Source organism: Acinetobacter sp. QJM3NY_42 (assembly GCF_056173745.1).
In genome coordinates, this window is sequence record NZ_CM149689.1 from 466,393 (window position 1) to 484,719 (window position 18,327).

17 protein-coding genes, 1 tRNA gene and 3 pseudogenes are annotated in these 18,327 nt (G+C 41.3%); 7 read left to right on the forward strand and 14 right to left on the reverse strand.

The window, feature by feature from the left end; genetic code table 11:
* The first annotated feature begins 39 nt into the window (after nucleotides 1–39).
* Nucleotides 40–672, forward strand: a complete 633-nt coding sequence (locus tag AC0VYT_RS02155; RefSeq protein WP_005016492.1) for a 4'-phosphopantetheinyl transferase family protein — start codon at nucleotides 40–42, stop codon at nucleotides 670–672.
* A gap of 49 nt (nucleotides 673–721) precedes the next feature.
* On the opposite strand, the gene secF is transcribed toward AC0VYT_RS02155, so the two are convergent.
* The 7 genes from secF to queA form a co-directional block, all read right to left on the reverse strand.
* Entirely contained in the window at nucleotides 722–1,687 is a 966-nt protein-coding gene (gene secF, locus AC0VYT_RS02160; protein WP_005404573.1) for a protein translocase subunit SecF, read from the reverse strand.
* An 8-nt stretch (nucleotides 1,688–1,695) separates the two neighbouring features.
* On the reverse strand, nucleotides 1,696–3,597 hold the full coding sequence (gene secD / locus AC0VYT_RS02165; RefSeq protein ID WP_005016490.1) for a protein translocase subunit SecD: 1,902 nt from the start codon (nucleotides 3,595–3,597) through the stop codon (nucleotides 1,696–1,698).
* A gap of 54 nt (nucleotides 3,598–3,651) precedes the next feature.
* Entirely contained in the window at nucleotides 3,652–3,981 is a 330-nt protein-coding gene (gene yajC, locus AC0VYT_RS02170) for a preprotein translocase subunit YajC (RefSeq protein ID WP_005016486.1), read from the reverse strand.
* Between the two features lie 105 nt (nucleotides 3,982–4,086).
* Complete coding sequence (gene tgt, locus AC0VYT_RS02175) at nucleotides 4,087–5,217, reverse strand: tRNA guanosine(34) transglycosylase Tgt (RefSeq protein ID WP_005016483.1); 1,131 nt, start codon at nucleotides 5,215–5,217, stop codon at nucleotides 4,087–4,089.
* A gap of 154 nt (nucleotides 5,218–5,371) precedes the next feature.
* Nucleotides 5,372–5,938: a LemA family protein gene (locus AC0VYT_RS02180; RefSeq protein ID WP_034433146.1), complete on the reverse strand. Its 567-nt coding sequence runs from the start codon at nucleotides 5,936–5,938 to the stop codon at nucleotides 5,372–5,374.
* Between the two features lie 21 nt (nucleotides 5,939–5,959).
* Nucleotides 5,960–6,991, reverse strand: coding sequence for a hypothetical protein (locus tag AC0VYT_RS02185; RefSeq protein ID WP_005405417.1), 1,032 nt, complete (start codon nucleotides 6,989–6,991; stop codon nucleotides 5,960–5,962).
* Nucleotides 6,992–6,997: 6 nt separating this feature from the next.
* Nucleotides 6,998–8,038 (reverse strand): tRNA preQ1(34) S-adenosylmethionine ribosyltransferase-isomerase QueA, encoded by a 1,041-nt coding sequence (gene queA / locus AC0VYT_RS02190; protein WP_101160140.1) that lies wholly within the window; start codon nucleotides 8,036–8,038, stop codon nucleotides 6,998–7,000.
* Nucleotides 8,039–8,211: 173 nt separating this feature from the next.
* Here queA and AC0VYT_RS02195 point away from each other — a divergent pair.
* Both AC0VYT_RS02195 and AC0VYT_RS02200 read left to right on the forward strand, forming a co-directional pair.
* Nucleotides 8,212–8,298, forward strand: a tRNA-Leu gene (locus AC0VYT_RS02195).
* A 184-nt stretch (nucleotides 8,299–8,482) separates the two neighbouring features.
* Nucleotides 8,483–9,781, forward strand: coding sequence for a tyrosine-type recombinase/integrase (locus AC0VYT_RS02200; RefSeq protein ID WP_248130367.1), 1,299 nt, complete (start codon nucleotides 8,483–8,485; stop codon nucleotides 9,779–9,781).
* 34 nt (nucleotides 9,782–9,815) lie between these two features.
* On the opposite strand, the gene AC0VYT_RS02205 is transcribed toward AC0VYT_RS02200, so the two are convergent.
* The gene (locus AC0VYT_RS02205; protein ID WP_248130366.1) at nucleotides 9,816–10,079 is read right to left on the reverse strand and encodes a hypothetical protein; all 264 of its coding nucleotides are present in this window, start codon (nucleotides 10,077–10,079) and stop codon (nucleotides 9,816–9,818) included.
* Between the two features lie 213 nt (nucleotides 10,080–10,292).
* Here AC0VYT_RS02205 and AC0VYT_RS02210 point away from each other — a divergent pair, with 213 nt between their 5' ends.
* A complete protein-coding gene (locus AC0VYT_RS02210; protein WP_248130365.1) occupies nucleotides 10,293–10,688 on the forward strand; it encodes a hypothetical protein in 396 nt (131 codons plus the stop codon).
* A gap of 322 nt (nucleotides 10,689–11,010) precedes the next feature.
* Here AC0VYT_RS02210 and AC0VYT_RS02215 read toward each other — a convergent pair whose 3' ends face one another.
* The 3 genes from AC0VYT_RS02215 to AC0VYT_RS02225 all read right to left on the reverse strand — a co-directional run bounded on the left by AC0VYT_RS02215 (nucleotide 11,011) and on the right by AC0VYT_RS02225 (nucleotide 12,583).
* Nucleotides 11,011–11,448: an HNH endonuclease gene (locus AC0VYT_RS02215; RefSeq protein WP_476496669.1), complete on the reverse strand. Its 438-nt coding sequence runs from the start codon at nucleotides 11,446–11,448 to the stop codon at nucleotides 11,011–11,013.
* Nucleotides 11,449–11,458: 10 nt separating this feature from the next.
* A complete protein-coding gene (locus tag AC0VYT_RS02220; protein WP_476496670.1) occupies nucleotides 11,459–11,854 on the reverse strand; it encodes a hypothetical protein in 396 nt (131 codons plus the stop codon).
* 324 nt (nucleotides 11,855–12,178) lie between these two features.
* The gene (locus AC0VYT_RS02225; RefSeq protein WP_152342542.1) at nucleotides 12,179–12,583 is read right to left on the reverse strand and encodes a hypothetical protein; all 405 of its coding nucleotides are present in this window, start codon (nucleotides 12,581–12,583) and stop codon (nucleotides 12,179–12,181) included.
* A gap of 184 nt (nucleotides 12,584–12,767) precedes the next feature.
* Here AC0VYT_RS02225 and AC0VYT_RS02230 point away from each other — a divergent pair.
* Nucleotides 12,768–13,370: pseudogene (locus tag AC0VYT_RS02230) on the forward strand (recombinase family protein).
* 94 nt (nucleotides 13,371–13,464) lie between these two features.
* Here AC0VYT_RS02230 and AC0VYT_RS02235 read toward each other — a convergent pair.
* Nucleotides 13,465–14,481, reverse strand: a complete 1,017-nt coding sequence (locus tag AC0VYT_RS02235) for a restriction endonuclease (RefSeq protein WP_248130363.1) — start codon at nucleotides 14,479–14,481, stop codon at nucleotides 13,465–13,467.
* Between the two features lie 295 nt (nucleotides 14,482–14,776).
* Here AC0VYT_RS02235 and AC0VYT_RS02240 point away from each other — a divergent pair, with 295 nt between their 5' ends.
* Complete coding sequence (locus AC0VYT_RS02240) at nucleotides 14,777–15,025, forward strand: type II toxin-antitoxin system Phd/YefM family antitoxin (RefSeq protein ID WP_005021145.1); 249 nt, start codon at nucleotides 14,777–14,779, stop codon at nucleotides 15,023–15,025.
* Nucleotides 15,015–15,274, forward strand: a pseudogene (locus AC0VYT_RS02245) (type II toxin-antitoxin system RelE family toxin). Before AC0VYT_RS02240 ends, AC0VYT_RS02245 begins: the two are co-directional and overlap by 11 nt.
* A gap of 7 nt (nucleotides 15,275–15,281) precedes the next feature.
* Here the strand turns inward: AC0VYT_RS02245 and AC0VYT_RS02250 are convergent.
* Together AC0VYT_RS02250 and AC0VYT_RS02255 are read right to left on the reverse strand one after the other, a co-directional pair.
* Nucleotides 15,282–16,588, reverse strand: a pseudogene (locus tag AC0VYT_RS02250) (Y-family DNA polymerase).
* A gap of 15 nt (nucleotides 16,589–16,603) precedes the next feature.
* Nucleotides 16,604–17,182, reverse strand: a complete 579-nt coding sequence (locus tag AC0VYT_RS02255; RefSeq protein ID WP_248130362.1) for a LexA family protein — start codon at nucleotides 17,180–17,182, stop codon at nucleotides 16,604–16,606.
* Between the last annotated feature and the right edge of the window lie 1,145 nt (nucleotides 17,183–18,327).

Here is an 18,327-nt window from a genome sequence, read left to right on the forward strand (position 1 = left end):
ACCGTTATACTGCTTCTAGTTTAGTGAACCGGATAAAATATGCTGCGTGTTGATATCTGTGCTATGAAGCATTTCGAACAGGTTGATCCACAACAGGAACTGCGCCAGCAAATCCAGCAGCGTAAGCAGGCTATTTACGCTTATCGAAATCGTCTGCTTAGTGAAATACTAGGACAGCCCGTCACTGCCTTAAGTTTTGCTTATACATGCCACGGTAAACCGTACTTAAAAGAACATAATCTGGCAATCAATCATACCCATAGTAAAAAAATCTATGCATTAGTAACCAGTTCTGAGCAGCAGGACATAGGAATTGATGTTGAAGATCTGGAACGTCAAGTAAGGCTGGATGCTTTGGCACAACATGCATTTCATGAAGAAGAATATCAAACCTGGAAGTCTATGGATGAAGACAGGCTATACTGGTTTAAAGTCTGGACAGCAAAAGAAGCAATTTTAAAGGCCAGTGGTTTAGGCATCCGTTTAAGTCTGAAAGATATAAATACCAGAGTCCATCCCATGTATGATAACTCACAGATGCAGCATGAATCTCTTGGGTATTTTGCTTACCAGCATTTTGAAGTTGCCCAGAGCCTGATTACCATCGCTTGGCGTACCGGACAGGGCTGTGGTGAATTTATTTTCCCGCGTATTCAGATTTATCGGCATTAAAAAGCCTATCCGGAGATAGGCTTTAATGAAATATTGCTCCGGGGTGAAATTATGGAATTTCATCCTCGAACTCTGGTTTTACCTGTACGATAAAGTCCTGACGGTTCAGACCACGCCACAGTGCAAATGAAGTACCAATATAAATAGAAGAATAAGTACCTACAAATACGCCTACGAACATGGCTACAGAGAACCAGTGCAGACCTTCACCACCCATGAGCATCATGGCGATAACCACGAGTAACAGGGTCATTGAGGTGTGAACGGTACGGCGCAAGGTTTCGGTAAGCGCAATATTAACAATCTCGCGTGGCTCGGCACCACGAATTTTACGGAAGTTTTCCCGAATACGGTCAGAGACTACAATATTGTCATTTAGCGAAAAGCCGATAAGTGCCAGAAGTGCTGCCAGTACGGTCAGGTCAAATGGCCACTGCATCATGGCAAAAATACCGATTGTCACGATGATATCGTGGAACAAGGATAATACTGCCCCGATTGCCAGTTTGAACTCAAAACGGATGGTGACATAAATCAGCATCAGGACAAGTGCTAGCGCTACTGCACCTGCTGAGCGTACATACAGTTCATTACCAACCTGACCCCCTACCGAATCAATCTTGCTAACTTCAGCAGGGTTATTTGGCAGTTGGGCTGCTTTAGTCAAGGTACTGTTGAGGTCTTCAACATTTATGTCTTGTGCGGGCATACGTATCAAGAGATCACTATTGCTTCCCAAGGTTTGTACAACTGCATCTTTAAAACCGGCATCATTTAACGCACGGATAACTTCTCCCTGATTGGCTGCCTGTTTATAGTTCAGCTCGGCAGAGATACCGCCTGTAAAGTCCAGCCCGAGATTTAGGCCTTTAGTAACGATAAAAAACAGGCTACCGACAGTAAGGATTATCGAAATAATAGCTGCCGGTAAGGCAATTTTCATAAAGTCGATAACGCGCTCATTATCAGGACGGCCGTACTGTTTTTGCTTTGGTTGAGTATTCTCAGTCATCATCGATCTCCTTAAATGCTCAACTTCTTCAAGTTACGACGCTTGCCATAAATGATCTGTACGATCGCACGCGTTACCGTAATTGCAGTAAACATCGAACAGGCAATACCAATCATGAGTGTTACAGCAAAACCTTTGATTGGACCAGTACCGATCGCAAACAGGATAAAGGCGACGAGGAAGGTGGTCAGGTTTGAGTCAAAAATGGTGTTATAGGCTCGATCATAACCTGCCACAATGGCCTGTTTGGGCGAGGCCCCCCATTTCATTTCTTCTCTGATTCGCTCACAGATCAGTACGTTCGCATCGACGGCCATACCGATTGTAATAACAATACCTGCAATACCCGGCAAGGTTAGTGCGGCACCAATCCATGACATGATGCTTAAAGTCATTGCCAGGTTAAAAACCAAAGCAAAGTTAGCAATCAGACCAAATAAACGGAAGAAGACCACCATCCAGATAGCGACCAGCAAGAAACCGATTTGAGTAGAAAGCACACCCTTGTCGATATTTTCCTGACCTAATGACGGGCCAACTACACGCTCTTCAACAAAGTACATCGGAGCAGCAAGTGCACCTGCACGTAGCATAAGTGCCAATTCAGACGCTTCTTGTGGAGAATCGAGCCCGGTAATACGGAACTGCGAACCTAGTACGGCCTGAATGGTTGCAGCGTTAATCACTACAGATTCTGCATAAGGTGTACGTACTTCGGTCTGTGTGCCGGTAACCGGATCAGTGACATAGCTGATACGCTGTTTGTTTTCGATAAACAGTACAGCCATGCGTTTACCCACAGCATTACGGGTGGCATCTGCCATCAGTTTGCCGCCAGCGCTGTCTAAAGTAATATTAACTTCAGCACCACCTGTATCCTGACTAAAGCCTGAAGAGGCATTTTGGACCCGTTCACCTGTCAAGATACGGTTACGCTGTAACAGTAATTGACGACCGCTGTCTAGCGATTCATAAGCAAACAGTTCTGTGCCAGGAGGTAACGGCTGGCCATTAGATTTCCCGGTATAGGGATCAATATACTGATCATTTAAGTCGGAAACTAAGCGGAACTCCAGGTTAGCTGTGCGGCCAAGTACCCGTTTTGCTTCTGCTGTGTCCTGTACACCTGGCAGGTCGACTACGATACGATTACTGCCTTGGGTCTGAACCAGTGCTTCCGCCACCCCCAGTTCGTTAATACGGTTGCGCAGTGTGGTTAAGTTCTGGTTAACAGCATATGACTGGATTTCCTGTCTGCGTGCATCAGTATACGTGAGGCGCAACATAGGACCAGTACTGCTAGCCAGTGCTTGCTGGGTGAACTCATTGCCATTGCGGCGTAAAAAGTCCATTACAGCTTCACGGTCGTCATTTTGTGCAAACTGGAGATTGATCTGATTATTATTCAGAGTCAGGCTGTTAAACTTGAGATTATTTTCACGAAGCTGACGGCGCAAGTCGGTCGCGGATGTTTCCATACGCTGTGACAGGGCTTTATCCATATCCACTTCTAACAGGAAGTGTACACCACCACGCAAGTCCAAGCCCAGTTTCATTGGTTTTGCGCCAATTTTCTGTAGCCACTCAGGTGTAGTAGGCGCCAAATTCAGGGCCACAACATATTCTTCACCCAGAGCGCGGCGTAGCACATCTTTTGCTTTGAGTTGTGCATCAGTAGAGTCTACACGCAATAGGGCAGCGTTATTGGTAAAGGTATTGTCATGAGACGGAATGTTCGCCTCTTTCAATATTTGCTCTGCTTTTTGTATCACACTCTGATCAATTTGAGTGCCGGCTTTTGCACCAGAAATCTGGACCGCCGGTTCATCGGGATACAAGCTAGGCAGTGCGTACAGGGTGCTGATCACCAGAACCACCAGGATCAGCAGATATTTCCATGCAGGGTAACGCATTTGCTGTCTTCTTAAAATGAAAAAGCCGTGCGGGGTGCACGACTGTTTTTATGATTAAAGGTTATTCAGGGTGCCTTCAGGCAAAACTGAAATGACACTAGCACGCTGGATTTTTACATCTACACCGCGGCTTAGTTCTACTACTGCAAAATCGCCTTCAAGCTTGGTAATACGACCCATCAAGCCACCGGCAAAAACCACTTCACTGCCTACACCCAGACTTTCAACGAGTGTACGGTGTTCTTTGGCACGTTTGGCCTGTGGACGCCAGATCAGGAAATAGAAAATTGCAATAAATACTGCAATCATCAATAAGTTAGCCATCATGCTCGGGCCTTGCTGAGCCGCCGGCGCAGCGTGAGCAGTAGAGATTAAAAAGCTCATGTCGATTTCCTATTAAATATTAAAACTGTTGCCATTGTCATGACATTTAAATTGAGTTGACCTGCAATTTACCTTGTCTTTTTGTTGAGCGCAAATACTGCTTTCTCAATCTTCAGGGCAAGGCGGCACTTCCATTCCACGACGTGTATAGAAGTCCTCAACAAAAGCTTCAAAGGTACCATTGTCGAGTGCATCACGGATGTCTTGAGTGAAGCGCTGGTAATAGCGCAGGTTATGAATGGTTCCTAGCATGGAGCCCAGCATTTCACCACATTTCTCGAGGTGGAACAGATAAGCCCGGGTAAAATTCTTGCAGGTATAGCAGTCACAGTGCGGGTCAAGCGGGCTCTGATCATGACGGTATTTGCTGTTGCGAATACGGACTAGACCATCTGTCACAAAATAATGACCGTTCCGCGCATTTCGGGTAGGCATGACACAGTCAAACATATCAACCCCACGGCGGATACCTTCAACAATATCTTCAGGTTTACCAACACCCATGAGGTAGCGCGGTTTATCATGCGGCATTTTGTTAGGAAGATAATCCAGCACTTTGATCATCTCTTCTTTCGGCTCACCAACAGATAAGCCACCAATTGCATAGCCATCAAACCCGATTTCAAGCAGGCCTTCTAGTGATTCATCCCGAAGATCTTCATACATGCCACCCTGAATAATACCGAACAACGCATTTTTATTGTCCAGAACTTCATGATGGTGGGTCTTGCAACGTTTAGCCCAGCGTAAAGACAGCTGCAATGATTTCTGCGCTTCTTCATGAGTCGCTGGATAAGGCGTACATTCATCAAAAATCATGACAATATCGGAGTTCAGAACTTTCTGAATTTCCATAGAAACTTCAGGCGAGAGAAAAACTTTTGAGCCGTCAATAGGTGAGCGAAAAGTCACACCTTCTTCTTTGATTTTGCGCATGGCGCCCAGACTAAATACCTGAAAGCCACCAGAGTCAGTTAAAATAGGCTTATCCCACTTAATAAATTCGTGCAGACCGCCGTGTTCTTTTACAACATCCAGGCCCGGACGCAAATACAAGTGAAAGGTGTTTCCTAAAATGATTTGTGCCTGAATTTCTTCAATATCACGTGGAAGCATGCCTTTAACAGTACCGTAAGTACCCACTGGCATAAATACCGGTGTTTCAACCACCCCATGTTCAAGTGTTAAACGGCCACGGCGGGCACGACCCGACTGACCCAATTTTTCAAACTTCATACCATGTCCAAATCAAGGCGAAAAAACAGTTCGCTGATGTGCAAAATAAAAAAGAGGTCTATTGTCCTTGATTCTGTCATGGAGTTCTACTGTTAAATGTAGCCGCAGCATATGAAAAACTAGACAGACCGATATGTTGCAAAACGGTGCGTGTTTAAAAGTTTGGACGATAGTCAAAGTTTTGTAGGGTAGACTGGTCACGAAACGGGCGAATAGCCTTTTTACCTGTAGTCAGCGTATTGATCATATTATTTGGAAATATCTGGATATGATTATTAAACAGTTCCACATTACGGTTAAAAATACTGATAGCGGCACTGACATTTTCATTTTGCTCATCAATTTCATTTATCATGCGCAGATAAATTTCATTAGCTTTAAGCTCAGGATAGTTCTCAACTATAACATTCAGATTACGCATGAGTTCATGACTCAAGCTTTCTACCCGTTGTAGCTGAGAGATATCAGTGCTTTTAAGATTAAGTTGCATAATCTGCTGACGTAGTTCAGTGACCCGCTCTAAGGTACTTTTTTCAAAGCCTGCGTATTGTTCGACTAAAGGGGCCAGTCCGTCAAGAACCTTGACTTTCTGCCGTTCATAGGTGGCTACATCTGCCCAGGCGCGCTGCGCAGCATTATAATGCCGGATAATCGAGTTCCGGATATAGATCACTGCAATGATCAAAACCACAAAAAATAAAATAAAGAGCCCTAACCCCATCATTATTTTCCTCAAGTCTATTTATTGTAAAAGTTGCTCTAAGTTATTTAGCAGTTTTTCATAGGCGCCTAAACGCAATGTTCGCAGGTGCCCGCGCAAACTGGAGATATCTTCTCTATTTTGCGCTTTTGTATGAATTTTAAAAAGGTTCTGCCGGTTTAAAAAGCACATTATATGATGTTCATGATGAAACAGCAGCTCGCCAGAATGTTGTGTAAAGAACTGATCTAAACGTAAAGTCATAGCTGGAGTCATGGTTTTAGCGAGCTCAAGCGGTTCAAGACCATAAATACGTAATTTCTGGTTAATCTGTAGGTCACTGCTATACCAGGCAGAGCTATACGGAGGACCAAACTCTTTATTGGATGTTGTTACTGCCAGCCCAAGTGCGGGAGCTTCAAAAACAAAGATTCCCCATAAAGTCTTCTGCGTTCTTTGTACCGCTACTTGCTGTGTATCTTGCCCGGCGATTTTTATTTCATTGATGAAATCGTACTGAAAAAGCATGATTGGCCGCTCTCGGCCCTGTTGGTCTTTCCAGGTAGTGCTGGCATATACAGGTAGCATATTTGATACAGAACCCTGCTGAAATACAGGAAACAGGTTTTTAAGCCGGGCGATAAAGAAAAAAGGCTGCGTAGAATCTGGAAAATGAGGGGGTAATTCCTGAAAGTTGAGTTGATATTTTTTCTCGAGTATCTGCTGTTCCAGAAACTGAATCACTTCAGTGAGTGGCTGATCCGACTCATAACAGAGATAGGCAAATAGTCCCAAAGCAAAGGCAGTTAAAAAGCTTAATCCGGCAATAAGGCCGTGCTGTATAAAAAATATTCCAAATAATGTAAAGCCACTTGCTATAACGAGCAGTATGAAAGGTAATACATTATTGAATTTCAGGCCAGGATGATCTCCCCAAGGATGGAGTCCATCTAGAATATCCTGATAGGTCTTTGCCTGTTGGCCCACTTGCCACAGCCGGGCGATATTATCCAGAACCTGCCGGTTGATCTTGCGATGAATACGTAGCGTATATTTAACAGTTTCAACCGGCATAACTATTTACCTGTTCACTGTTTTATCGATCAGCATGGCATCACCATAACTGAAGAAACGGTAATGTTCTCTTACGGCATGCTCATACGCTGCCAGAATATAATCACGTGTTGAAAGTGCTGAAACCAGCATCAGCAGGGTAGACTCCGGCAAATGGAAGTTGGTGATCAGCCGGTCTACTACACAGAACTGATAACCCGGATAAATAAAGATCTGAGTATCTCCAGTCCATGCCTCAATTTTACCATTATGAGCCTGCGCTGCGCTTTCAAGTGCACGTGTAGCAGTAGTACCTACTGCAATAACTTTATTACCGCGAGTTTGTACCTGCTTAATCAACTCTACCGTATTCTCGGGCACTTCACACCATTCACTGTGCATAATATGATTTTCAATGTCTATACTACGAACAGGTAAAAAAGTACCAGCGCCTACATGCAGGGTAACAAATGCTTGCTGTACACCTTTTTCTGATAATTTGTTTAAAAGTACTTCATCAAAATGCAGACTGGCAGTAGGTGCAGCAACACTGGCAATTTTCTCTGGATCGTGAAATACCGTCTGATAACGCTCGCTGTCAATCGCCTCTGCTTCACGGTTAAAATAAGGCGGAATGGGTAATTGCCCGTGCTGATCCAGGACCTGCAAAATCGGTTGTGAAAACTCGACAACGAACAGGTTCTCATGGCGGCCTTGTACAGTGACTTTAACCTCATCTGCACCAATAAACAGCTCTGCACCAGCTTTAGGTGAATTACTGGCTTTAATATGACAGTGGGCAATAGTCTGATCAAAAATACGTTCTACCAGTATTTCAACTGCTCCACCAGTTGCACGCCTGCCTTTAAGTCGAGCCTTCATAACTTTGGTATCATTCAGGACCAGCAGATCACCGGGTTCAAACAATTCCAGAATATCGGTAAAGTGACGATCGCTATATTGGCCCTCACTATTTAAGTGTAAAAGCCTTGAAGCACTACGCTGTGCTAGAGGGTAACGTGCAATTAATTCATCGGGGAGGTTAAAAGAAAAGTCAGAAAGTTGCATGACACAAAACAATTAAAAAATTGTACCTAGTATAGTGCTTTTTGATTAATGATGGAAAAAATACGGTTTTGTTCAGCTATTGCTTTTATTGTGATTTAAAAATAGGCAAACAGTCAGTACTTTACATTGACAACATTTGGAAAGACGCTATTATACACACACCCACTCTTCTTCCCGAGGTGGTGAAATTGGTAGACGCGGCGGACTCAAAATCCGCTGTCAGAGATGACGTGTCGGTTCGAGTCCGACCCTCGGGACCAGTTACCTAAAAAGGCTCTAAGCACATTAAGACTTAGAGCCTTTTTTATTGTCTAAAATCAATAATCTGCGTTTACCAGTCGTTAAAAACTCAATGATCTTATTAGCCTGATTTCAGGTGGTCATTCTGGCAAATAAGTCCCTAAATGAGTACCTGATTTTCCCTTGTTTTCATGGTGAAATCAGATGGCTAAAATTACAAAACCTTTAACAGCAAGACAAGTTGAACGAGCTAAACCAACAGACAAAGAATATAGTCTCTTTGACGGAGATGGGCTCTATCTTGTAGTACGTCCTTCGGGTGCAAGAACATGGATGCTTCGTCTGCGAGATGATTTTGGTAAAACTCACAAGATCAAGTTAGGAACATTTCCTGAATTACCATTGGCTCTCGCTCGAGAGAAGAGTGCTGAATATAGGCGATCAATTGCTTTAGGTAAAGAGGTTGATGAAGTTCTTGGGAGGGGAGAGTACAAAATCGATAAGGTACGGCACTCTCTTGAATCTGTTGCAAGAGAATGGCTTGAACAATATGCCAAGCGAAAACCATTAGAAGAACATACAAAGCATAAGCGCATTCGTAAACTAGAAAATCATCTATTCCCAATGTTAGGTCATTACCCAATTGATGATCTTCGTCCCAAGCATCTTCGTAAAGTGCTAAACCATATCTATGAAAAGAGTGCTGATAATGCTCAACGAATTAGAGCTGACCTTATTCTCATCTTTAGCTATGCAGTGCAATACGGTTTAATTGAAGTAAACCATGCACGAGAAATGGAGAGTCTTGATCTTTCGGCTCCTAAGAATCATAGGCCTGCATTACCACTACACAGATTACCTGAGCTAATACGACGCATTAGAGCTGATTCAGGCGATGAGTTGACAAAGCTGTGTATGGAGCTTGGCTTACATATTTTCATTCGTTCATCTGAACTACGATTTGCTCGTTGGGATGAAATTGATTTCAGTAAACAACAATGGGTATTGCCTGCAAAGCGAAACCTAGTAAATGGTATCAAGCATTCGGATCGTGGGGCTAAGATGAAAGAGCCGCATATTGTTCCATTATCTGAACAAGCTATTGCTTTGCTGTATCAGGTAAAGAAGCTAGTTGGAAACTCTGAATTGGTTTTTCCAAGTCCTTTTAGCAGTACAGTATTCTTGAGTGAGAATACCTTTAATGTTGCTTTACGACGTATGGGATATGACACACAGAAGGATGTTTGCTTTCATGGTTTTAGAGCCATGGCACGTTCAGCTTTAGGGGAAAGTGGTCTATTCCAAAGAGATGCAATTGAGAAGCAAATGAGCCATCAAGAGCGCAATGATGTAGTAGGTGCTTACACTCATGTGGCTGAGTATCTCTACGAGCGTAAGCGAATGATGCAGTGGTGGAGTCAATACTTGGTGGATATTGAAACCAAGGGTTATGTATCACCTTATGATTATTCTTATCAGCAGGTAGTGAAAGAGACTTCTTAGATGAAAAAAAGCTCCCATCCTTGGGAGCTTTTGTTTAAGCAACTTCGTCAATAAATGATTCTATGTCTATATCATTGAGATAACCGTCATTAAGGTAATTGCGTAAAGCCTTTGTGTAAATCTCTTGTTTGGTTAAACCTAATAATTCACTAACCACTTCAAGCTTGCGATGCAATTTTGGTTCAACAAAAAATGTTGATTTAGCATCTTCTTCACGAAAAGGTCCCATAGCACAAATCTTATTTACACAGTTAGCTATGGTATTAAGTATGACAGTATATGCAGATATGGGTTTCATTGCGGACCTCCTTGTCCTTTAATCACATATGACTATTTTATATGGAGATAATGAGCTATACCAAATTTCATATAAGTACGTGAGTACGTACGTATTCAAATGGGTAAGTGAGAGATATTGTGGTTAAAGTATTGATTTTTATTGAAAACTAATTTGACAAGATCTTCTTGTTGAGTGTAATTTCGATTCCATTCAAAATGAGTGGAGCTTAATATGTCACAGCAAACTGTTCTTCAAATTATCAAAGAATTGCTTCAAGAGGGGATGAGAACAGACCCCCAAACGACAACTCAGCTACTGCTGCAACTTCTTAAGGATTTAGCCATTACTGAACCACAGCAAGATGAACACGACTTATCGGTTTTTGAACAATACCGTCATGTTCTATATCAGATTGTTAAAGAGTTAGAGCATATTAAATCATTTATTGCATCAAATGGGCTAGGTGGTGTTACCACTAAAGAACTTTACGATTATTTAAGCCTAAGTAGCGAGCTTAGTTCTGCCCTTATAAGGGAACGGTTAGAGATGTTGATTTTTAATAAGAGCATTAAACAAGGAAAGAAGAGAATGGGTGCGTATGTAAGTAATGTCTATTACATCATTTGAGAGTAGTGGGCACCTCCGGTGCCTAGAAGGGTTTGTACTTAAAGAAAATAGCTTTAGTGTGAACCTTCCTTTGTAAAAACCAGCAAGTCTTACTGATCAACTGATATAGCCCTGAATAGGATCTGCAGAATTTTTGGGAGAATATGATGTAGATGCAGTTGATTGGTAAGACGTGTTTAATGAATAGTAATATGATGAATGGAGCTGAGAGCCAACCAACTTGAACCCAAGGTCTAATGTATAGGAAAGATGTCACTTTCGATGTCCCAGACACGCCCGAAAGGGGCAGTGTCGCAAGGACAAAAGGAAGTGACACTACCCATTAAGATTTGAATAAGTTAGCCCTGTGCCAAGCTAAGTAAGGTAGATGCTTAACATCAACTTTTCGTAAACGAAGAGTTGCATCCAAATGTAATAGCTCTAGATCAGTCTTACTCAGTGCTGAGCTCAATAGGATCAAGCCATCATCTTTGAAGCTGATCAAACCATTGTCAAAAGCTCGGTCTAGTGTAGGTGTAAGAAGTAAACCATTGAATGGATCAAGACGAGCCTCTTTATCCTTGCTCCATGGGATAATATGTGAAGAAATGAGAAATGCCTTTCTTGTACAACCAGTTACTGCACAACCATTCCAATAATCTAGTAAGGCTTTCCTGTAAGCTCCTTGTCCAATTCTAGCTTTGATGATTGCGTCCTTTTCTGTAGGTGGTGTTGACTCATCAAAGGAGTCATCTACATCTTCAGGGCTCACCTTGGCCATTGGGTTAGCTTTAACAATCGGGGCAAGATGCTTCTAAAAATTTTTGAAGTGCATTGGTGTTTGCAAATCCAAAATCCAAACCAAATTTAGTTGGAGTGGGGTTTTTTGATGAGCTATTAGGATTTATCTTCGTGTTAAATTCCTTCATATTCGAGTTGTAATACTCTTTACCAGTGTCGACGTGTACTCCATCAATTTTCAGCAATTTAGGTCTGATAGCATCATATGTGTCATGTATCACCAACGGGAAATTGTTGGTTGCTTTTACATAGATTGGATGATGTAAGTGTGGCTTTTTGAATCCAATGACTTTGTAGTTATTGGGGTCTTTGGGGGGGATTTTAGTAAAACCAGAACGTAATAGATGATCTTGAATTTGATGGTTTGATAAAGATTGCATTTTCAATGCTTAGCCTTGTTAAATTGATGACCTACTATAATTAGGCAAAAGAAAAGCGGGGAAATGTCAATAACCCCGCTTTCCCCCACTTAGCGCTTATTTTCCAAGAGATCACTTGCGGTAAAACTCTTGGTTCGAAACAAACAATCGCACCAACTGAAAAGGTCTAATAAATGTAATTTGTGGGAATAGGAAGTGCAATAGATAGGCTAAGCAATTGATCTTTGATTGATCAGTTGAGCTAGACTGCATCCATTTTTTTTTAACTAATGATAAAGGAGGCGAGTCCTTAAATACTCAGGTTACTTAATAAAGCCCTTCCTAGGATTCCTAGTTACAAGTAACTGTATTACCGATATTGATGCAGGTACCAATATTTCCATCTTGGTCACGAGTAACAGAGGAGTTAGGACTTATGCGAGTGGAGCTGTACCCACGATTGTCATATCCAGTACCGTATGTGGTATTGCCACTTCTTCTATAGCTTTCGCCTAAATTGTTAGGGCTTGTACCGTATGTGTAGTTACCATTACTACGATAGCTTGAACCATCACTACCATAAGTATTGTTGCCAATGTTGTTATAGCTCGTGCTACGGTATCTATCTGATGAATTAGAATTAGATCCATAAATAGATGAATCAGATACATATGTTGATGAATCAAGACTGCTACCTGGATAAGCAACTGCTACAGTTGAAATACTAGCAAGCAATGTTAAAGCCAAAAATTTCATAAATTTACCCCTCTATAATAAGTATTTCATTATATGCTAAATACTCGCTAATACTAGCTGTCATTGGGCTATACCCGAATGAGAAACAACGAAACGGTAAATAGCTACTATCATTAGACTTAAAACCATAATCAAATGACAGTATTATCATAGTACTTGATAATCTAAGTACAAATGACAAAACATGAATACACGAATCTATCTTCGAGCCTCTACCAAAGATCAAGATGCACAAAGGGCATTGGCTGAACTGAATACTCTCAACGACTCGTTAGAATTGGGGAAACCAATTATCTATGTTGAGCATTACACTGGTACCAAGCTCGAACGACCAGAGTTGAATAAGTTGCTGCAGGAAGCAAACTAAGGAGATGTGTTGCTTGGTGAAAGTGTGGAACGGCTATCACGACTAACTCAACACGACTTCAATGAACTCAAACGAAGAATTCAAGAGAAAGGACTCCGATTAATTGTCGCGGATCTTCCAACCACTCATCACCTAATCCAAGTGAATGACAATATCACAAGCTCTATTTTGGGGCTGATTAACAACGTGCTGATTGACCTCCTGGCGACCATGACTCGCTTAGACAACGAGAAGCGTATTGAGCATATCAAACAAGGCTTAGAGCGTTCAGGCTATAAACCATCAGGTAAGAAACTAAATGAAGCCAAGCACAAAAGGATCAAAGAATTGCTAGTATTGAAAACAATGACGAAGCATGAAATTGCAAAAGCAGTTAATTGCGGAATAGCAACAGTATATCGGGTAGCTAAAGAAGCGTAAGGTATCATTCACTTTGCTACATTTTTCAGTTCTAAATAATGACCAAATAAATGCCTAAATTTTCGTTAGGCATTTATTGTCTGTGATATACGATTTAACCTAGATCAGGAACATAGATTCTTCTTAAAGGAATTAATGCTCGATATTGCGGGCTAAAACTATCGTAGTACTTGTAAATTAAGCTAACTAGCTCTTTGCCATCAATCAAGCGCAATCTGGACTTATTGGTTGCCTTATTTCTTGCTTGAATTGTATAGCCACCTAAATTGACGAATAGAGCATATTCGTCATCACTTAACGTTCCTAGAAGTTGATTAATTTCAGGTAAGCCATTTACTGACTGTGTTCTCTTACATTGAACTTTGATGATTGGTGGCTCAAATCCAAGTACATCTTTATGAGCAATAATATCAACGCCCCCATCACCTGATCTTTGGGTAATTCTTGCAACATAGCCCATACATTCAAGGAGGTGTGCTACGAACTCTTCAAACTGATACCCATTTAAGTTTGAGTATAGCTGCCCGATAATGAAGTCTTCTGTGGAAGTTTTAGCTGTCTCATTAATTGATTTGGCTAAGTATTCTTTGTCATCTACAGTTTCAGCCAATTCATCTTCGAGAACAGATGAAACCTCTATATCCAATTGAATATCATCAGTTAAACCAAGATGTTGGAAGATTTCATTTGATGTTTTTGGTTTGATACTAAAGATGGTAATGAAAGCCCCTAACTCATTTAATGTTGATTGGGAAAAGCTATTTCTTGGAATTCCATTAGATGTAATCCAAGTCACTTTTCTTCTATTTTGATATTCATCATCTGCTATGACTCCATCAAAATAGTAGTCACTTGAGATGGTTCCAACATAAATCATGCGATCAGTTTTAGATGGGTAAACAACATAATCACCTACCTTCATTTCATTAATGAATCTGAATAAAGGACTTGATTGGCTTCTTATTGATGACTCAGTAGCTATTGGTTGTGCTTCCTTCAATGCCAATTTAAGGCTGTCTCTATCGGTAAATTTTGACAGATCACCTAATTCAGGCCAACCAATTCCAATAAAACCATGTTCAATAGGTGTTAAGCCTACTGAACGGTCCATATGAATTCCCCATACATTTTTCGTCATTTACAGTCTCTTTAACCTGTTGGAATGTTTCTAATAATTGATATGCATCATTAGCTTGAGCTTATTCTATAGGAAATCGGATATAGCTGAATCAGCGTTTAAGAATAGTAACTACGCATTTAAGGATTTACCGCTCTTTTGTATTCATTTAGGTTTCTTGTAGGAGTTCTTAAGTACATTTAATTGCACTCTTGAGTACGCTATTGTGCCTGCATTACTTGTAGTAATTCACCCAGATGCTAAACCCTAATTCTATAGAGGCTTAAATATGACTCAACTCATCCATGCACGAATGACTGCAAGTATTACTGAACTCAAAAAGAGTCCGATGGATACAGTGTTGGCAGGCAAAGGCGAACCTGTCGCAATCCTCAATCGTAATACACCAGCGTTTTACTGTGTTCCAGCTGATCTGTATGAAACGATGATGGAACAACTTGAAGACCTGGAACTGAATAAGATTGCAGATGCTCGTGCGAACCAAAAACGCGTTCGAGTGAATATTGATGACCTATAAGTTAGACTTTTTAGAAGAAGCATTAGCAGAATGGAGCAAGCTGAATCCAAGTATTAAGCAACCATTGAAGAAGTTGATCAAGGTTTTGGAGAATCCTCGTATTCCCAAAACAAGTTGTCAGGAAATCCTAACCGCTACAAGATCAAACTTCGTAGTATTGGTTATCGTCTGGTTTATGAGGCCATTGGCGAGATAGTTGTCATCGTGATTGCTGTAGGCAGACGTGAAAACAATGCCGTCTATTATTAGAGGGCAATTATTTTATACAAAGCAGTTGATCCCACTTAAAGTAGTTTTGGGTCAGACGATCTCGAGTCATCTTCCAGTTTCGATTCGGCAGCATACTAGCACCTAAGGCAAGTTTGCTTTTACCAAACTTGGTATGAATGCTTTCCATAGAATCCATCAAAGCATCATTGATCTCGATATATTTCATATCAGTGAACATGTCATACACATGGTTTTCCTTTGGTTCGAGACACGTCAGAATCACGCCACATTTCTTGAATGTTATATCCTTTGCATACAGGCCATCAATCATCGCTGTAGCGAGTTTGGAGAGCACTAATAGGTTGTTGGTAGGTTCTGGTAAAGCCAAGGATAAAGACTTGTTGTAGAAGGGCTTTGAGCTGTCAAATGGATTTGATTGAACGAAACCAATCAGACAACCACACAGTAGATTATCATCTCTCAGTCTGCTAACCGCATCCATGACATACAATGACATGGCTTCTTTAAGATCATCAATGTGGTAGATACTCTCTGCCCAAAAGAACGGCTAGCAATGATTTGCTTCTTTGCAGGTGGAGTATGTTCCAGTTCAATGCAAGCAATTCCATGTAGTTCCAATAAGGTTCTGTGCATCACTATAGAGAATTGGTCCCTGATCATCAGAGGAGAAGCCATGACAAAGTCCATTACAGAATGGATGCCCATACTGTTGAGCTTCTTCGTATGTTTACGTCCTACACCCCAAATCTCATTTACTTCAATTGACTGATAAAGCAATTCTGTCGAGCAATGATCCATTGAAATCAAGTTGCAGATACCATTGAAGTAATCGTTCTTCTTGGCAATATGGTTCGCCAGTTTCGCTTCAGTCTTTGAGCGTCCAATACCAATACATACAGGTAAACCAAGCCAAGAAAACATACGCTGACGAATCTGATGAGCATATTTATTCAAGTCGTAATTCCCTGAATGAGTTGTCAGATCGAGAAAGCACTCGTCAATTGAGTAAATCTCCTGCTCTTTTGGCGATACAAAATCGGCTAGGATTTTCATGAATCTGCGAGACATCTCGGCATACAGTGCATAGTTGCTCGATAGCACCTGTACCTGATGCTGTTCGACGATATCCTTGATCTGAAATAGAGGAACACCCATCTTGATGCCCAAGTCTTTGGCTTCCTGGGAACGTGCCACAGCACAGCCATCATTGTTGGATAGCACAATGACAGGCTTATTGTTCAGGCTAGGGTTGAAGATACGCTCACAACTGACATAGCAATTATTGATGTCTACCAGCGCATAGATTTTCTGGTGAGATGCTTGCATGAGCATGAAACCAATCAAGTATTAACGCTTTCTGAATGGCTTGATGACAAAAGTCACTACACCCCAAATTACCATTTCCTGTCCATCTTGCAGATGAATGTCGGAATACTCAGGGTTCTCTGCTTTAAGCCAACGATTATCATTACCTTCGATCATGAGGCGTTTTACAGTGAACTCATTGTCGATTAGTGCAATCACGATGTCTTCATGCTTGGCTTCAATGCTTCGGTCAACAACGAGCTCATCGTCAATCTCAATACCTGCATCTCTCATAGAAAGTGAAGCGACTTTTACAACAAATGTGGCAGCTTCATTTTTGATGAGGTGTTCATTCATGTCCAAGGTTTTGTCTACATAGTCTTGTGCAGGAGAAGGGAAGCCAGCTGCAACCTTCTCTGAAGCCAAAGGAATATGCATGGAGGTACTTCGATCAACCAACGTGATCGAAGCTACATCATTGAATCTGGCTTCCTTGGATTGGACCAGGTAATTCTTGATCTCAATGACACGAGACTCAGGAACACGTACAACCTTTGTTGGTTCGTCGTACAAAGACTTTCTTCCGGCACCTTCTCTACTACCACCACGTTGTCCAACCATACAATTCACTCCCCAATAATTGAATATGTAACATAATCAAATGATATGGGATGAGCTTAATCTAAAACAATGAAATTACGATGAATAGTTAAGGCAGCTTATCGGAGAATGTTCCATCTATCAGATCGCTACTGTGTCAATGGAGAAGTCAAACCAATAGGAATGAAGTGTCGCCCTCCTGGGCGGTGGTTTGGGATAACCCATTAACTCAAACCCAAATCAAAGGAAACCAACATGAAAATTACGCCTACTCATGTCAGATTAAGCCAAGATGAAATTTACGATGCAATTATGATGTACCTCAATGAATCAGGTATTCACACGTCTAACCAAATTGACATCATTGGTCTTCTGCCAAGATCCATAACTGTGTCTCGAGTCAGAGATGACGGAGTGTATCTGCAGCATCCATTGGACCTAAGGGTAAACCAAAAGTTTTGAGAAAATTGCTCACATTAGTATGAAGGCAGGATTCTTACATCTGAACACACCATGGGGGAGACTACCCCCCGGGTATGCTATCTGGAAAAGGATTCTTACCCAACACAAAACACATCAGTATTTTGAGACAGTTTTTAAGATAGGATAAATTGTCTGATCTAGTTCTGATGCTATTGCTTCAACTCATGAAATGCTCAACTCACTTTTGTACTTCAATGTGGTGATCTTCACAGATGAAGCCATGAGTGTTAGGTGTAGTTGATCTAGCCATTGGATAGGATAACCTTAGATAGGATAAACCAAGATGAGATAAACCAAGATGAGATAAACCAAGATAGGATAAAACAAGAAAGGAGTAATCGTCCGATAAGCCCTACTTTTTCTAATTCATTAATATCGCGATAGTGTCCATTACATTTTAAGTGGACACCTATTTATGGATTTAACGACGGTTATAGACAGCACACTAGTGATGTGCTGAGAAGGTTGCAGACACATAAAGTGACCAAGATTGAGGAATTACTACCCCATCGCTGGAAATCCAACCTAAGTTAAAAAATAGCGATGGGGCTTAGCGGATGCTCAAGATAGGATAAAATGTGCTGCAAAATCCTTAGATCTATGTTGTAACCTCTTACAGGGTTATTCTATGTTGAGTCTATATAGCATATGAACGAAAAGTCTTAAGTTCAGTAGTGGTAAGT